General features: G+C 68.4%; 16 protein-coding genes. 8 read left to right on the top strand and 8 right to left on the bottom strand.

Annotated elements, in window-relative coordinates:
- The first annotated feature begins 45 nt into the window (after positions 1-45).
- A complete protein-coding gene (locus tag GA0070619_RS05510) occupies positions 46-864 on the top strand; it encodes an MOSC domain-containing protein (protein WP_088951575.1) in 819 nt (272 codons plus the stop codon).
- On the opposite strand, the gene GA0070619_RS05505 is transcribed toward GA0070619_RS05510, so the two are convergent.
- The 4 genes from GA0070619_RS05505 to GA0070619_RS05490 form a co-directional block, all read right to left on the bottom strand.
- The gene (locus tag GA0070619_RS05505) at positions 861-1,484 is read right to left on the bottom strand and encodes a hypothetical protein (protein ID WP_088947052.1); all 624 of its coding nucleotides are present in this window, start codon (positions 1,482-1,484) and stop codon (positions 861-863) included. The genes GA0070619_RS05510 and GA0070619_RS05505 overlap by 4 nt on opposite strands.
- Before the next feature lie 77 nt (positions 1,485-1,561).
- On the bottom strand, positions 1,562-2,032 hold the full coding sequence (locus tag GA0070619_RS05500; RefSeq protein ID WP_231927285.1) for an SRPBCC family protein: 471 nt from the start codon (positions 2,030-2,032) through the stop codon (positions 1,562-1,564).
- Between the two features lie 87 nt (positions 2,033-2,119).
- On the bottom strand, positions 2,120-2,596 hold the full coding sequence (locus GA0070619_RS05495) for an SRPBCC family protein (protein WP_088947051.1): 477 nt from the start codon (positions 2,594-2,596) through the stop codon (positions 2,120-2,122).
- Complete coding sequence (locus GA0070619_RS05490) at positions 2,593-2,913, bottom strand: ArsR/SmtB family transcription factor (protein ID WP_172861982.1); 321 nt, start codon at positions 2,911-2,913, stop codon at positions 2,593-2,595. Before GA0070619_RS05490 ends, GA0070619_RS05495 begins: the two co-directional genes overlap by 4 nt.
- 326 nt (positions 2,914-3,239) lie before the next feature.
- Here GA0070619_RS05490 and GA0070619_RS05485 point away from each other — a divergent pair, with 326 nt between their 5' ends.
- Positions 3,240-4,367, top strand: coding sequence for a hypothetical protein (locus GA0070619_RS05485; protein ID WP_088947050.1), 1,128 nt, complete (start codon positions 3,240-3,242; stop codon positions 4,365-4,367).
- A 216-nt stretch (positions 4,368-4,583) separates the two neighbouring features.
- Here the strand turns inward: GA0070619_RS05485 and GA0070619_RS05480 are convergent, their stop codons facing one another.
- Positions 4,584-5,426: an aldo/keto reductase gene (locus tag GA0070619_RS05480; RefSeq protein ID WP_088947049.1), complete on the bottom strand. Its 843-nt coding sequence runs from the start codon at positions 5,424-5,426 to the stop codon at positions 4,584-4,586.
- Between the two features lie 233 nt (positions 5,427-5,659).
- Here GA0070619_RS05480 and GA0070619_RS05475 point away from each other — a divergent pair, with 233 nt between their 5' ends.
- The 6 genes from GA0070619_RS05475 (at position 5,660) to GA0070619_RS05450 (ending at position 11,001) form a co-directional block, all read left to right on the top strand.
- Positions 5,660-6,241 carry a type 1 glutamine amidotransferase domain-containing protein gene (locus tag GA0070619_RS05475; RefSeq protein ID WP_088947048.1) on the top strand — a complete coding sequence of 194 codons (582 nt, stop codon included), beginning with the start codon at positions 5,660-5,662 and terminating at the stop codon, positions 6,239-6,241.
- Between the two features lie 373 nt (positions 6,242-6,614).
- Positions 6,615-7,526, top strand: a complete 912-nt coding sequence (locus GA0070619_RS33275) for an SRPBCC family protein (RefSeq protein ID WP_231927284.1) — start codon at positions 6,615-6,617, stop codon at positions 7,524-7,526.
- The gene (locus GA0070619_RS05465) at positions 7,523-8,698 is read left to right on the top strand and encodes a zinc-dependent alcohol dehydrogenase (protein WP_088947047.1); all 1,176 of its coding nucleotides are present in this window, start codon (positions 7,523-7,525) and stop codon (positions 8,696-8,698) included. Before GA0070619_RS33275 ends, GA0070619_RS05465 begins: the two co-directional genes overlap by 4 nt.
- 190 nt (positions 8,699-8,888) lie before the next feature.
- On the top strand, positions 8,889-9,518 hold the full coding sequence (locus tag GA0070619_RS05460) for a TMEM175 family protein (protein ID WP_088947046.1): 630 nt from the start codon (positions 8,889-8,891) through the stop codon (positions 9,516-9,518).
- Between the two features lie 73 nt (positions 9,519-9,591).
- Positions 9,592-9,999 (top strand): DUF2267 domain-containing protein, encoded by a 408-nt coding sequence (locus tag GA0070619_RS05455; protein WP_088947045.1) that lies wholly within the window; start codon positions 9,592-9,594, stop codon positions 9,997-9,999.
- Between the two features lie 156 nt (positions 10,000-10,155).
- Positions 10,156-11,001: a hypothetical protein gene (locus GA0070619_RS05450; protein WP_088947044.1), complete on the top strand. Its 846-nt coding sequence runs from the start codon at positions 10,156-10,158 to the stop codon at positions 10,999-11,001.
- A gap of 64 nt (positions 11,002-11,065) precedes the next feature.
- On the opposite strand, the gene GA0070619_RS05445 is transcribed toward GA0070619_RS05450, so the two are convergent.
- The 3 genes from GA0070619_RS05445 to GA0070619_RS05435 all read right to left on the bottom strand — a co-directional run bounded on the left by GA0070619_RS05445 (position 11,066) and on the right by GA0070619_RS05435 (position 15,004).
- Positions 11,066-11,722 carry a DUF1345 domain-containing protein gene (locus GA0070619_RS05445; protein ID WP_231927283.1) on the bottom strand — a complete coding sequence of 219 codons (657 nt, stop codon included), beginning with the start codon at positions 11,720-11,722 and terminating at the stop codon, positions 11,066-11,068.
- A gap of 448 nt (positions 11,723-12,170) precedes the next feature.
- Entirely contained in the window at positions 12,171-13,115 is a 945-nt protein-coding gene (locus tag GA0070619_RS05440) for a mechanosensitive ion channel family protein (protein ID WP_231927282.1), read from the bottom strand.
- A gap of 341 nt (positions 13,116-13,456) precedes the next feature.
- Positions 13,457-15,004 (bottom strand): RICIN domain-containing protein, encoded by a 1,548-nt coding sequence (locus GA0070619_RS05435; RefSeq protein ID WP_231927281.1) that lies wholly within the window; start codon positions 15,002-15,004, stop codon positions 13,457-13,459.
- Between the last annotated feature and the right edge of the window lie 164 nt (positions 15,005-15,168).

The raw sequence follows: 15,168 nt of genomic DNA, 5'->3' as shown, positions 1-15,168 counted from the left end.
GTGCTGTCCCTGCCCTGCCAGCGGTGATCGGGCAGCATGGTCGTCATGAGTTCGGTTGTCATGCTCCGGCGCTACCCGCTCAAGAGCGCTCAAGGCGAAGCACTCACGGCGGTCGAGGTCGAGCCGACCGGTCTGCGCGGCGATCGGGCGTGGGCCTGCATCGATCGCCTGGACGGGACGGTGGGCAGCGCCAAACATCCACGACGATGGGGTCGCCTGTGCGGTGTCGCCGCCACGACACACGTCGACGGCGCGGAAACGACGGTGACGCTGGACGTCGACGGCACCTCGCTGCGAGCCGGCAGCGCTGCGGCAGATGCCGCACTGAGCAGGCACCTGGGCCGCCCGGTGCGGCTGAGCCGGGAGCTGCCGCCTGACGCGCGGCTGCACCGGACGTTGCCCGACGAGGTCGGCATGGTGCCGGACTGGATGAGCGGCACCCGGCCCGGCCAGGACACCATCACGACGATCGCGGGCACCGAACGGGTCGGCCGGTTCGTCGATTTCGGCGCCGTCCACATCGTGACCACCGGTGCGCTGGATCTGCTGGGCCAGCGCATCGGAGGCGCCAGTGTGGCCGCGGCGCGCTTTCGACCGAACCTGGTCATCGACGCACCCGGTGACCCGGAACCGGGGCAGGAGCTACGTCTGGGCGACGTCGTGCTCCGGGTTACCCTGCCCACCCCGAGGTGCGTCATTCCCGGTCTGCCCCAGGCCGACCTGCCGGCGGACCGCTCGGTGCTGAGCGCCCTGGCTCGGCACTACCGCGTCCCGGTCGCCGGGCTGGGGCAAGCGGCCTGCTTCGGGACGTACGCCGATGTCGTTCAAACAGGCCGGCTCCGCCTGGGGCAGCGCGTCCGCTAGGGCCCTGTTCGATCCGTGGGCGGCCGGTGGCCTCCGTGGGACGCGAGCAGCGCCTCCGCCACGATCTCAGCGTCGGCCTCTGCGACGTCGGCCGGATACGCCGGCAGCAGGTCGTCCCAGACGGGCAGCCACGACCCGAAAAACTGGGCCTGCCCTTCCGGCCGGGCGAAGAACCAGATGTGCAGGTGGGCGCCACCATCGCCGATGCGATACAGGTGAGCCCGCGAGATGTGCGGCAGCGCCTGCATGTGGCGAACGATGCGGGTGCCCAACAGCCCCAGTTCGGCGGCCAGCTCGTCCGGCAGGTCCGCCATGTCGTAGTGGTCACGCGGATGCAGCATGAGTACGAGCGGGACGCCCACGCCCGAGATCCGGACCAGTCGCCAGTGGTCGTTCCACCAGATGCCCTTGTCCCGGTCGCGGCACGCGTCACAGTCCGACGGGTCCTCACCGTGGCGCGGGGGCTCCGGGAGCACCGGCGGGCGCAGGGGCGTTACGCGCAACCCGTCCGGCTCGAAGGGACTGATCTCCCAGCCCGTCATCCGTGCCAACGGAAGCCGACGCTCGCTGTCCGCGGCGGCGATTGCGTGGTCGTAGAACTCGTCCGGTCGCAAAGCCATGCGGCGAAGACTAGCCCGGGAGGAATCCGCGTGATCGACAGGCTCTCGGGACGGTCACGACACGCCGCCCGGCGTCGTCACGCCCGACGGTCGTGGGCTTCCGCCAAGGACCTGATGTGCGCTGCCCGCTGCCTCAGCAGGCGTCGCAGATACGGCGCGACCAGCACCCGGGCGGCCACCGCTCCCAGCGGCCCCCAGGGAGCTCTCATCGTCACGCGGTCGGTCATCCGCGTCCCACCGCCGTCGAGGCCCTGGAAGTGGTGCTCATGACGGATGGCGCTGAAAGGACCCCGTGTCTGCTCGTCAACGAAGCGGTGGGGCCGTTCATAGACGGTGATCCGGCTGGTCATGCACCAGCGCAGACCCAGATGGCGGGCGCGGAAGGTGACCTCGTCCCCGAGCGTGAGGAGACGACGTCCGGTGCTGGTGGTGGCCGTCTCCTGGCTGCCGCGCAGGGACGCGGCGTGCACGTCCACATCGAGTTCCAGGTCGAACACCACGTCCGGGGCAGCGTCGATGACGGACACGATCTCGATCAGCGCCGGCACGTCGACAGCTTAGAGCCACGTGGTGAGCGCTTCCCCTGGCCGCTCGTGACGCCCGGTCGGCGGCATGAGCGCGCACACGTACGTCACCTATCCCTGGAAGAGGGAGTGGTACCGGTCGAGGTAGAGGGGCCACCCGGCTTCGTCCTCGACGCCGTCCCGAACCGATTCCCAGCCAGGCCCGTGCCGGTCGAGATGCCGGTGCTCCAGCTCGACCCTGGTCTGGTCCGGAGTCTCGACCACGAAGGTGACCTCGACCTCGCTGGTCAGGCCAGGGTCGGTTTCGAGCTGCCAGGTCGGTCCGATATCCCAGCTGAAGACGACCCGCGTCGGCGGCTCGAAGGCGAGAATGCGCGCCCACCGGCATTCGCTGCCGTCGACGCCCCGGTCGTAGATGTGCCCGCCGACCCTGGGCTCGAACACGGTTTCGGCGATCGGGACCTGCAGCAGGTTGTGCTCGCGAGGCTTGAAGTCCCCGAACCGCTCGGTGAACACGGTGAAGGCCTGCTCGATCGGTGCGTTGACGACGATCTGTCGGCGGACCACCGACGTGGCTGCTTGCGTCATGAGCTCTCCTCGGTGTCTTCAACGACGTCCTGATAGCCATCCAGCGCCCGTCGCCAGAACGTGTCGAGCTGGTCCCGCAGAGCGGCCAGGCCAACCGGGCTGAGCCGGTAGACGCGGCGGGTCCCCACGGCCTGGTCAACGACCAGGCCAGCGCTCTTGAGCACCTTGAGATGCTGCGACACGGCCGGCCGGCTGATCGGCAGCTCGTCTGCCAGCTCCCCCACGGCGCGGGGCCCCTCGGCGAGGCGTTGAACGATGGCGAGCCTGCTGGGATCGCCCAGCGCTTCCCAACCCGGATGCGTTCGGTAAGTCGCCACGAACGTAAGCTACGACTTACGGTTGCCGTGGTCAAGGGGAACTGCTGAACGATCAGCCCGTCACCGCCTTCGCGACCCGCTACGGCGTCCCGACCGGGCCGCGCAACGTCCATTCAGGGCTGACGCAAACCGGCCTTAAAGATCGGAACGGTCTGCGACGATATGAGCGCCACAAAGGGCATGGCTCGGCAGTGCGTGGATTTTCTGCTGCACCCCGACGGTCGGCACTGGAAAGCACTCGCTTCTCAGGGATGACCTGGCCTACTCCGCAGCCGGCGTTGGTGACGACGGACGGCGACGAGCCCGGCCAGCGGTGAGGAGCAGCGATGACCCACAGTGAAAAGCACCGCCCGCAGATCGTCGTCGGGCTGGTGGCGACCCCGCCGGATCACCCGGCGCGGGTGGCCGCACGGCTCACCGCCGAGCTGGCCGGCGGGCTCCGCGAGCGGGTGAACGCGGACGTGCGGTGGACTGTCCGGGAAGGCTGGGGCGAGGTGGCGCCGCGCCGCGACGGTGGTGTTGAGGCACTGCTCGACGATCTTGCTCGGCGGCGTGCCGAAGACCAGTGGGACGTCGCAGTCTGCCTGACCGACCTGCCGCTGCATGTCGAGCGGGTGCCGCTGGTCGCGCAGACCTCCGCTCGGCGGCGAGTCGCGGTGGTGTCCCTGCCAGCGCTGGGACTGAACCAGCTACGAGCGGCCCGCGCGGCCGTTCCGGATCTGGTGAGCCGGCTGCTGAGCGATGCTTCGGACCAGCGGGTGCCGCAGGCCGGCTGGGCACCGGCCGAGATGGCGAGCAGGGTTCCCGCCGTCCACCGGATGGTCGGCGAGGCCGACGCCGGGGAACGAAGCTACGTCGCCTCGCGGTTCATCGGCCGGGTGCGGCTGTTGACCGGCATGGTCCGAGCCAACCGCCCGGGGCGAGCCCTGCTGGGCCTGTCCAAGCTGCTGGTCGGCGCGTTCGGCACGGCCGCGTTCGCGCTCACCACGGACACCATCTGGCAGATGGGCGATGCCCTCGGCGGGTTCCGGCTCGCGGTGATCATGCTTCTCGGGCTGTCGGCGTTGGTGGCCTGGCTGATCGTCGCGCACAACCTGTGGGAGAAACCGGACCGGGAGACGCCGGCTGAGCTGGCACGGCTGTTCAACCTGGGCACGATCCTCACCCTCACTCTGGCCACGGTGCTGTCGTACGTGGTGTTGTTCGTGGGGACGGTGCTCGTCGGGGCGCTGCTGATCGACACATCCGTGCTGGAACAAGTCTTGCAGCGGCCGGTCGATCTCACCGACTATCTGACGCTCGCCTGGATCACCAGTTCGCTGGCCACCGTCGGCGGCGCGATCGGCTCCGGGCTGGAGAACGAGGAAACCGTCCGGGCCGCCGCTTACGGCTATCACCCCGAACCGGACGGCTGGCGGGACGAGAAAGACGGGCAGCCCCACAGCAGGAGGTAAGCGGGATGCCCCAAGTCTCGCCTGACCAACTATGGACCGGGCGGTGCGAGAGAGAGTTGGCGGCAGTCGTACCGATCAGCCGGTGGGCTGGAAGACGGCCCGTACGCGTCCGTCGGACTTCTGTTTGAACCTCTCGTAGCCGCGCGGAGCTCGCCCAGCACGAATACTGCCGCCCTTGCGGCACTTACCTGGCTCCCGCCGAAACGGCCGTTGGCCCTACAACATCTCCAGCGGTTGCGGACCGGCCGGCGGCGGAAACGCCGTGTCGAGCGCCGCCACGTCCTCCTCGGTGAGTTGCACGTCACGCGCCTCCGCGTTCTCCCGCGTGTGTTCTGGCTTGGACGATCGGGGGATGGCCGCGACCGCCTCCTGTCGCAGCAGCCAGGCCAGCGCGACCTGAGCGGGTGTGGCCTCGTGCCGGGCGGCGACCTCCGCGACCTGGGGGTGGCCGAGCAGCCGCCCCTGCTCGATCGGCGAGTACGCCATCACCGGGATTCGGTGCTCGCGTAGCCACGGTAGGAGGTCGTACTCGGGGCCGCGGCGCGTGAGGTTGTACAGGATCTGATTCGTCGCGCAGGCATCTCCGCCCGCATCGAGCAGCTCCGTCATGTCCGAAAGATCAAAGTTGCTCACACCCCACTGCCCGATGTCGCCGGCGTCGACGAGTTCGGCGAACGCCTCGATCGTCTCCGCGAGTGGATGCGGGCCGCGCCAGTGCAGCAGGTAGAGGTCGATGTGGTCGACGCCGAGTCGTTGCAGGCTGCGGCGGCAGGCCTGCACGGTTCCCCGCCGACTGGCGTTGGACGGCAGCACCTTGTCGACCAGAAAGGCGTCGGCGCGCCGTCCGACGACTGCCTCGCCGACGAGTTCCTCGGAAGCGCCGTCACCGTACATCTCCGCAGTGTCGATCATGGTCATGCCCAGGTCGAGCCCGGTACGCAGGGCGGTCATCTCGTCCCGCCGCCTCGCGGGGCGCTCGCCGAGGTACCAGGTTCCCTGGCCGAGCACGGGCATGGTCTGGCCGGACGGCAACTCGATCGCGTCGGCAGCAGGGTTCATGTCGGCCTTCCGGGTACCAGTGGGTTGTCTGCGATACCCGCTGCGACAGCCAGCACACGCGCGATGCGGCCTTCTCCGCACAGGCACTGGCTGTGCAGCGGGCAGGTGAGGAAAATTGTCCACCCTCGAGCGGGCTTCGCTGGCCTGTTTGCCCGTCCCCCACACCGGGAAGGCGACCGCGATCTAGCGACGCGCCGCCGACGGGGCGGTGCCGCGAAGGGGAGGCCGCCGAGATGGCGCAGAGCCAGCAGCCACTGACCGGCAAGCGAATCGCTTGCCTCGCCGCCGACGGAGTGGAGGACGTGGAATACACCCAGTCCCGAGCCGCCGCGGAGCAGGCGGGAGCCGAGGTCCATCTGATCTCCTTGCAATCGGGCGAGATCCAGTCGATGAACCAGGACATCAACCCGGCCAACCGCTATCGGGTGGACCGGACCGTGAACGACGTCAATGCGGCCGACTACGACGCCCTGTTGCTGCCTGGCGGGACGGTCAACCCCGACCGGCTCCGGATGAACCCGCAGGCGATGGACTTCGTCCGGGCGTTCTTCCAACAACAGAAGCCGGTGGCGGCGATCTGCCACGGCCCCTGGTCGTTGGTCGAGACCGGCATGGTCAACGGCCGGACTCTCACCTCATTCCCCAGCCTGCGCACAGACATCCGTAACGCGGGCGGGAACTGGGTGGACCAACAGGTGCAGGTCGACAACCGCTTGGTCACCAGCCGCAGTCCCAGCGACCTTCCGGCATTCTGCGCAAAGATGGTCGAGGAGTTCGCCCAGGGCGAAGACGTCCGCCAGATGGCGACGGCCTGACAAGCGGGGCTCAGAGCCGGAAGCACCAGGCCGGTCCTGAGCCCGTAGCGGCGTTTATCCCGCCGCCCGAAAGGCCGCCGCTCCCGCCGAGCAGCGGCTGTTAGAACCGGTGCAAAGCGACGATCAGCCGGTGCCGTGACGCCGTGCTGAGCAGCGGGACAGGGATCGCCTGCGTACTGCGGCCGATGGGCGGGTTGAGGTGGTTTCCGAGGGGTATCCGGGCGCCTAGGGGTCGCGGCCCGGACCGTCGTGAACCGGAATGCGCGGCCGGTGCGACCGGATGCGGAGGCTACCCGTGACTCAACTAGCAACCCGAGATGCAGTGAAGGCCAGGCAGGACGAGGTTCAGCGGCGCGGGCGCGGGCTCGGCTGGATGAGTCTCGGTCTGGGCGTGGCGCAGCTGGCGGCACCGGACACGGTACGGCGGATCAGCGGAGTGGACGACTCCCCGACGTCACGGACGGTGGTGCCGCTGGTCGGGGCGCGGGAGTTGGTACATGCGGCCGGGCTTCTGACGAGCCGGCGGAAGAGCATCTGGGCGTGGACCCGGGTCCTGGGCGACGCGATGGACCTGGCCTCTCTCGGGGTGGCCATCGCCCGCCGTGGCGGGCGTCGCCGTCGTCGTCTCGTCGGTGTCACTGGCGCCGTCGTCGGGATCACGGTGGTGGACCTGCTGACCGCCGTGCAAGCCACCCGGGCGAAAAGGAGCGGGGCGGTACAAGGCTTACGCGAAGGAGGATCCATGGAGCTGACGGCCACGACAACCATCCGCAAAACCCCACCCAAGGTCTACGCGTTCTGGCGCGACCTGGGCAACCTCCCGACGTTCATGGCCCACCTTGAGGAGATCCGCACCACCGGTGATCGCACGAGCCACTGGTCCGCCAGCGCTCCGTTCGGCAAGAACGTCGAGTGGGACGCGGAGATCGTTGACGAGGCACCCGGCGAGAAGATCGCGTGGCGGTCGACCGGGAACGCGGATGTGCCGAACGCCGGTACGGTCCGCTTCGTCCCCGCCCCGGACGGTGTGAGCACCGAGGTGCACGTCGTTTTGTCGTACGACATCCCGGGCGGCGCGATCGGCAAGGCGGTCGCCAGGTACTTCGGCGAGGAACCACACCAACAGCTCGACGACGACCTGCGGCGGCTCAAGCAGGTGCTGGAGACCGGCCAGGTGGTTCGTTCCGACGGTGCCCCGTGGGGCAAGCGGGCTCGCAAGGAGTTCCCGCAGCGTCCGGCGCAACCGCTGTCGGATGCCGAACTGGCCAAGGGGGCGGACGCGTGAGGGCGAACACCTGGGCCGGCCGCAACAAGGTCAAGGTCCGCGACGTGCCGGACCCGAAGATCCTGAACGAGCGCGATGCCATCGTACGGATCACTTCCACGGCGATCTGCGGCTCGGACCTGCACCTGCTCGATGGGTACGTGCCCACGATGCAGGACGGCGACGTCATGGGTCACGAGTTCATGGGCGAGGTGATCGAGGTCGGCCGGGGCGTCGATCCGGGTCGGCTGCGCGTCGGGGACCGGGTCGTCGTGCCGTTCCCCATCGCCTGCGGCGCGTGCGGCGCCTGCGCCGCCGAGCTGTACTCCTGCTGCGAGAACTCCAACCCCAACGCCGGGATCGCGGAGAAGATGTTCGGTCACCCGGTCTCCGGAATCTTCGGCTATTCGCATCTGACCGGCGGCTTCGCGGGCGGTCAGGCACAGTACGCGCGGGTGCCGTTCGCCGACGTCGGTCCGCTGAAGATCGAGTCCGACCTGACCGACGAACAGGTGCTGTTCCTCTCCGACATCCTGCCCACCGGCTACATGGGTGCCGAAATGTGCGACATCCAGTCCACCGACGTGGTGGCGGTGTGGGGCGCCGGTCCGGTCGGCCAGTTCGCGATGGACAGTGCCCGCGCGCTCGGCGCCGCGAAGGTCATCGCCATCGACAAGGAGCCCTACCGGCTGCAGATGGCCGAACGGGCGGGCCACACGCCGGTGAACTTCGAGGAGGTGGACGTGCGGTCCCGGCTGCTGGAGCTGACCGGTGGGCGGGGACCGGACAAGTGCATCGACGCGGTCGGCATGGAAGCCAGCCACGGCAGCGCGCACGTGCACGCCTACGACCGGGTCAAGCAGGCAGTCCGCTCGGAGACCGAGCGCCCGCACGCACTGCGGCAGGCGATCCTGTCGTGCCGCAGCGGCGGCATCGTGTCGGTGATCGGCGTGTACGGCGGCTTCCTCGACAAGTTCCCGGCCGGGGCGTGGATGAACCGGGCGCTGACCCTGCGTACCGGTCAATGCCACGTACAGCGCTACATGAAGCCGCTGCTGCAGCGCATCGAACGCGGGGAGATCGACCCGACCCGGGTCATCACCCACACCCTGCCGCTCGACCAGGCAGAACGCGGCTTCGAGATCTTCAAGAACAAGCAGGACCACTGCGAGAAGGTCGTCCTCAAACCTTGACCACCACCCGCATCCGGCCACCGCGGCGCGCCCGGTGGCCGGATGCGGCGTATCCGGAGACATCGGCCTGCGGGCGCGGGGCATTCGCAACGGGGCTGCCCAGCTGTTTGCCGCGGACGACCCTGGGAAGGCGCACTCGGTGAGCGGGCCAGACACGGACCTAGGCACCCGATCGGACACCAGCCGTGCCGTGGCGTTCAGCGATGCGATCTTCGCCATCATCATCACGTTGCTGGTCCTGGACCTCCGGGTGCCGGACGTTCCTCCTGGCCGCCTCCTGTCTGGCCTACTCGACCAATGGCCATCGTACGTCGCCTATCTCGCGTCCTATTCGTACGTGGCCGTCGTCTGGCTCAACCACAAGGCGGCGTTCAACCGCATCCGGCAGGTCGATCGCGGCCTGCACTGGATGAACCTCTTCGTGCTGTTCAGCACGGCGCTGCTGCCGTTTCCGACGATTGTCGTGTCGCACGCGCTGCAGGAGCACAACAACGCGGACCAGCGTGTAGCCATCGCCTTCTACGCGCTGATCGGCGCGTTGCTGTGCGCGACGTGGCTGGCGTTCTACCACTACCTGGCCCGGAACCCCGATCTGCTGAAGGAGCAGGCCAAGGACGGCTTCTTTCACGTCGAGCGGTTCCGGGCCCTCGCCGGGGTCTTCCTGTACGTCCTCGCAGGAATTGTCGGCTACCTGGTGGCCCCCTTGATCGGCCTCGTCATCTTCCTCATCCTTCCCGTCTTTTATGCCATCACCAGTGCCGGCCTGTACCAGTTGCGGGTGACCCGCAGGATCATCCACCGCCCTCCGCCACCACCCTGAGGGTGTGCGAACCGCCGTTTCACCCCGGCAAGGGCGGGTACCCGCCGCAATCCGGCTCGAGAGGGGATCCGAGGTGAACTACAGCGAGTTCATTCAGTCTGTGGCAGCACGACCCAAGGTTCCACCGGGGCAGGCGGAACCGATCACTCGCGCCACGCTCGAGACTGTGGCAAAACGGATCACTGGTGGCCAGGCAAGGGACCTCGCTTCCCAGCTCCCCGAGGAGCTGAAAGGCCTGGTGTCCAGGCCCACCGAAGATCCGGAACGGTTCGGCTTCACCGAATTCTTGGAACGGGTGCAGTCCCGGGCAGGGGTGGATCGCCAGGTGGCCACCGACGGAGCGCGGGCCGTGCTGGACACCCTCCGTGAGGCTGCCAGCGCGAAGGAGTACGGGGACTTTGTCGACCAGTTGCCGCAGGAGTTCTGGCAGTTGACCGGGCCAGGGTCGGGACAGCTCCAGCCCCGGCGGATCGGCACCTAGGCCACACCCTCGCTGCGGTGAGGCTCAGGCTGATCACCAGGATCAGCAAGGCGGGGTTGGCCTTTCACACCAAGGGATGGGCCGAGGATCGGAGCGACGTACCGATGGTGGGGCTCCATCTGGTCGGGACGTCAGGCGAGGCCCGAGGAGTGCGGGATGACCGAACCGGAGAGCCGGGACACGCACGGGGAGTCGCCCGGGCAACCGCGTGAGCAGGTTGGTGGGCGGCGCGACGGCGAGGAAGGCGCGAAATCCGCCGGTCGCGGCCAGAACTTCGGTGCCGCCGGCGGGCCAACGGGTGCCAAGCACGGCGAACGCCCCGTCGTCCCGAAGAGCGCTGAGCACGGCCTTCCTCAGCCGGCTGGCGGGCACAGCAGCAAGACGATGTCAGACCCAGACGTCGTCCTCCAGATTCCGCAGGTCAAGGTCGAACAGATCTACGTCGAGGTCGACGATCTGGACGCCTCCGTTTCTCTGCGAGCCCGGCTGGGTAGCCTGCTCCAGCTCGACGTGGGCGTTCAGGCGCATCTCGGCACGGTGAAGATCGACATCAAGGGCGTCGAGGCCGAGGCGATGCTCGAGGTTCGGCTCGATGAGCTCAGGGGCATTCTCGACAGCGCCCTCCGCACAATCGAGCGCAACCCTCAGATCATCGAGTCGGTGGTGAAGACGGTGGACACGGCCGTGAACCAGGTCGGGCAGACAGCGCAGGAGGCGCTGGGGCCGGATGGACCACTGTCGCAGACGCTGCAGCAGGCCACCCAGCAGCTCGGTCAACAACTCGGACAGGCCGCCCAGCAGCTCGGACAGAGCACCCAGCAACTGACTCAGACCAGCGGGACGGCGGCTGGCGGCGGCGTGGAGGGTCTCGGCAGCGTGCTGGGCGGGTCTTCGGGCCGAGCGGGGTGGCAACGGATGAAGAAGATCGTCAACAGCAGTCAGCCACTGAGGCAGGTCACGGCGCGGCTGGCACGACCGCAGGGGCAACAGCCACAGAGCTGATCGACGTCTGCCGTGGTGGTGGCACAGCAGCTGGCCAGGTCACGCCACTGCATGCTCCGCGGGGTCACGATTGGCCCAGGTTGGTGACCAGGTTGACGGCGACGGCCAGGATGCCAGTTCCGAAGGTGTAGGAGAGCAGCGCATGCCCGAGCGCGACCCGACGCATGCGATTGCTTGTCGGTTCGTTCTCGCCGGGAGCATAGGACATGCCCACCGTGAAGGCGGCGTACGCGAAGTCGGAGTACGCCGGTGGGTCTTCCCGCTTGAAGTCGATGCCGCCATCGTCGCGGTAGTACAGCCGAGCGTACTTGAGTGCGAAGATCGTATTGACCAGCGCCCACGCCAGGACCACCGCGACGACGCTGAGGATCACCAGCGTGACAGCCACCGTGTCCTGCTGGTTCGAGGCGCGGACGAGCGCCTCGGCCACGGCGGCGAGGCTAATGGCGGACGCGATCAGGATCGCCGCATCGGTGGAACGGGACTGCTGCTCCGCCTCGGCAAGCTGCTCGGTGCGCGTTGGGCTCGCCCACCAGCAGGCCCGCCACACCCAGACGAGGATCGTGCCCGCCGCGATCGTCCAGATCACCAGCGGCGTCAACTCCGGCGCCCCGACCAGCGCGGTGGCGGTCCCTGCGACGACACCGACCGCTAACGACCACAGGGCACGCCTGACCGACAGCAGCCGTCCCCGCGCCGGTGGTCCCGATTGCTGCTCCACCTGTTCAGCGTTCCAGCTCGAACGGATCATGCAGGGAATACCCGAAGCGATTACCGGATCAGGTTGTGAATATCCTGGAATTGTGGAGGCTCGCCGATGGTGATGTGTCCCTTCTCAACCTCGTTGCGGTGCCGCGACGCGCAAATGAGGGCCGTGGCGCTCAGCCCTCCATTCGCAGGTGGCGGTGTGCGGCGCGCAGCGCGTCCGGCAGCTCCTCGGACCGCTCGCAGACCAGCCCGGGCACCTTGGACCGGACCAACTCCGGCACCGCGCCTCGGGCGAGCGCGACGGGCCAAACTTAGGCGGTCGTTCTGGTCGGCTGCTGTTCTTACCGGGACCCGCTGTCTGGAGCAGCGACGCGCCGCCACCCCCGCCCGCAGCACAGCCGTCCTTGATCAACCCAAGAAGGGCCATTAGAGGGCGCGGGTGGCTAGTAGCCGCCTGCCGGTCAGGGTTGGTACTGACTGCGCGTGCGGGGCAGCCACTGGGGATGATGGTCGCGCAGGTACGCGACGAGTCCCTCGCGCAGGTCGCAGCGCAGGTCCCAGGCGCTGGCGCCGTCGGCAGCTGAGGCCTGCACCTGGATGACCGCCGTCTGAGGGGTGGAGTCGACCATCTGGAGCACCCACTGGCCGCGATCCCACAACGGTGAGGATTCGACCAGCCGGCGCGCCTCCCGGCGCAGGTCGTTGAGGTCGGCGGTGTGGTCGACATGGATCTGGATTTTGCCGACGACCCTGGACTCGTTCCGGGTCCAGTTCTGAAACGGCCGCTCGGTGAAGTACGTGGTCGGCAGGATGAGCATCCGCTCGTCCCAGAGTCGGATCACCACGTTGGTCAGCTTCACCTCTTCGACTCGGCCCCATTCGCCGTCCACCACCAGCACGTCGCCGACATGCAGACCGTCGGCGAAGGCGACCTGGACGCCGGCGAACGCGTTGCCGAGCGCGGTTCGGGCAGAGAGGCCGATCAAAGCGCCGACCACTCCTGCCGACGTCAGCACGGAGATGCCGAAGAGGCGTACCGGCCGGAAGGTGATCAGGATCAGGCCGACCGCGACGATCGTGACCACGGCGACGGTGAGCCGCCGTACCGGGCGAATCTGCGTCCGGGCCCGCCGGACCCGCCGGCTGGTGACCGCGTCGCCCGGAAGTCGGCTGAATGCGACCGCTTCAGCGACGTGCAACGCCCTGTTCACCAGCCATGCGCTGAGGATGATCAGGACCACCTGGACGGCGTGCCGCAGGTCCCGCTGCCACCCTGCCGGCCCCACCGGCAGCGCGTAATACAGCGCCCCGACCAGCAGGACCGCTGCCGCCGGGCGGCGGCAGGCTTGCCGCAGCGGCTCCAGCAGCCACTGGTAGCGGCCACGGGCTACGCGGCGGATGAGCATGCCAGAGATCAGGTCTACGACCACCGCCGTCGCCAGCGTGGCTCCTACGATCAACGCGGTGCGCATCAGAGGCCGTTCACCGTAGTCCCGATGTCAGCCTCCCCCGGCTCCCTGCCCTGTCCACGTGCCCAGGGTGCCACCCGGTCCGATCGTAGGCAGCGAACATCGGCGACCATCGCTGACCTGCATGCCAGATTCCCGGGTCACTCGTCATCGGTGACTGTGAAGGGCGTTCAGCCCTCCCCACCTCCGTCACAAACCAGCCAGACCGTGGTGCCGCGCGACCAGGTGGCAACGAGGCCAACCGTTTGACGGTTGGCCCCGCGGTTGCAGCGCACCGGTCAGCCTTGGCGCCACTTCTGGTTGGCGGTGCCGGCGCAGTCCCAGATGATCAGCCGTGCGCCGTCGCTACCGTTCCAGCCGTCGATGTCGACGCACTTGTTGGCCTGAGGGTTCACCAGATCGCCGGCCGCCGACAGAACGAACTGCTGGGCGCCGGTGCCGTTACAGGACCAGAGCTGAACGACCGCACCGTTGGCCGTAGAGCCGCCGGCGACGTCCATGCACTTGTTGTTCGCAGACCGCAGCGCCCCGCCGCTGAAGGTCCACGCCTGGGCGGCGGTGCCATTGCATCCCCAGGTCTGCAGCGGTACGCCGTCGGAGAAGTTGGCCGACGGCACGTCGATGCACTTGTTGTTCCAGTTACTGATCAGGCGGGTGCTCCCGCCACCGCCGGTGGTGACCAGACTGAGCCCGTACGTGCTGAGGATCTCGTTGACCGGCTGGAACCATATTGTTGCTCCGGAACTGCAGTTGCCGGACCCACCCGAGGTCACACCCTGCGCCTGGTTTCCCGAGATCCATGAGCCGCCGGAGTCCCCGGGCTCGGCGCAGGCGTTGCTGCGGGTCAGGCCGGAGACGGCGCCCTGGGCATAGTTGATCGTCTCGTTGCGGCCCAGAATCGTGCCGCAACGCCAACCGGTCGTACGCCCTGAGCGGCACACCGAACTGCCGATCGCGGCGTCCTGCGAACCGGCTACGGTCACGTTGCCGCCGGAGTAGTTGTTGACCCACGGCTGGGGCGTCCAGGAACTGTTGGTCCGGATCCACGCGTAGTCGTTACCGGGGAATGACGAACCGGCGAAGCTGCCCTGTGCGGCGTTGTTGTAGCCGAGGGTGGCGCTGCCGACGCCGCCACAGTGCCCGGCGCTGACGAAACCGCCGACGACCGCGAAGCCGACCGAGCAGAGTGTGTTGCCGTTGATGACGTACTGGTCGCCACCGCGGATGTCGTACAGCGGCCGGGGCGCTTCGGGGGCCTCGACGACGGCGATGGCGTCGCCGGCGACGCCGCTGGACCGGGCGAACGACCTGGCGGCCAACTCACCGCCGGGCTGCACCCGCACGACGACGCGGTTGGTGAGAACGTCGACGTACCAGCCGTGGACGCTTGCGCCGGCGCTGGCCCCATGCCGGTCGAGCACCGCCAGTGTGGCGTTGAGCTGCTTCTCGCTGCGGGAGACCACTGTCGCGTCCGCGCCCTGCGCGCGTACCACGGTGATGGCGGAGGTGTCGGTGACCGCGACGGTCAGACGGTCACCGCCCTCCGGGATCCAGGCGCCGGCGAACGACGGGCCGAGCCGCTCGCGCAGCCGCCGCTCGACGGCCGGCGCGGTGGCCTCGACCCGCACCCGATTGGCGATCTGGACGTCGGTGAGGTGCAGATCCCGTCGCATGGCGGCGGCCATCGCGGGATCCATGTCGAGGGCGGGCGAAGCGGTCGGCGCGGCCGGAGCAGAACCTGAGTCGGCGAAGCTGACGGTCGGCGGGAGACTGAGCGTGGCAAGCACCGCGGCGGCGATGCCGAGCGTCCTTGGTAGACGGTTCATTGCGCATTCCTTCCAGCTCCCGGCCGCATGTCGACCGCGGACCGGCGGTGGCGGAGGAGGTACCGGAACGAACACGGAGAGCGCTCTCTCGCATGAAGAGTCTGACCCTCGACATCTACGCGTGTCAATCAAATGATGGTGGTGGGGACCAGGCTGGCACGGCA

Source organism: Micromonospora zamorensis (assembly GCF_900090275.1).
Classification (GTDB): Bacteria; Actinomycetota; Actinomycetes; order Mycobacteriales; family Micromonosporaceae; genus Micromonospora; species Micromonospora zamorensis.
Note: the sequence above shows the minus strand (reverse complement) of the source record. Positions and strands in the feature narration are given on the sequence as shown.

Coding starts and splice junctions, on each gene's coding strand:
- GA0070619_RS05440 (WP_231927282.1), bottom strand. CDS start 13,115: ATGCTCATCCGCCGCGTAGCCCGTGGCCGCTACCAGTGGCTGCTGGAG.
- GA0070619_RS33275 (WP_231927284.1), top strand. CDS start 6,615: ATGAGTCTCGGTCTGGGCGTGGCGCAGCTGGCGGCACCGGACACGGTA.
- GA0070619_RS05435 (WP_231927281.1), bottom strand. CDS start 15,004: ATGAACCGTCTACCAAGGACGCTCGGCATCGCCGCCGCGGTGCTTGCC.
- GA0070619_RS05475 (WP_088947048.1), top strand. CDS start 5,660: ATGGCGCAGAGCCAGCAGCCACTGACCGGCAAGCGAATCGCTTGCCTC.
- GA0070619_RS05480 (WP_088947049.1), bottom strand. CDS start 5,426: ATGAACCCTGCTGCCGACGCGATCGAGTTGCCGTCCGGCCAGACCATG.
- GA0070619_RS05505 (WP_088947052.1), bottom strand. CDS start 1,484: ATGGCTTTGCGACCGGACGAGTTCTACGACCACGCAATCGCCGCCGCG.
- GA0070619_RS05485 (WP_088947050.1), top strand. CDS start 3,240: ATGACCCACAGTGAAAAGCACCGCCCGCAGATCGTCGTCGGGCTGGTG.
- GA0070619_RS05495 (WP_088947051.1), bottom strand. CDS start 2,596: ATGACGCAAGCAGCCACGTCGGTGGTCCGCCGACAGATCGTCGTCAAC.
- GA0070619_RS05450 (WP_088947044.1), top strand. CDS start 10,156: ATGACCGAACCGGAGAGCCGGGACACGCACGGGGAGTCGCCCGGGCAA.
- GA0070619_RS05510 (WP_088951575.1), top strand. CDS start 46: ATGAGTTCGGTTGTCATGCTCCGGCGCTACCCGCTCAAGAGCGCTCAA.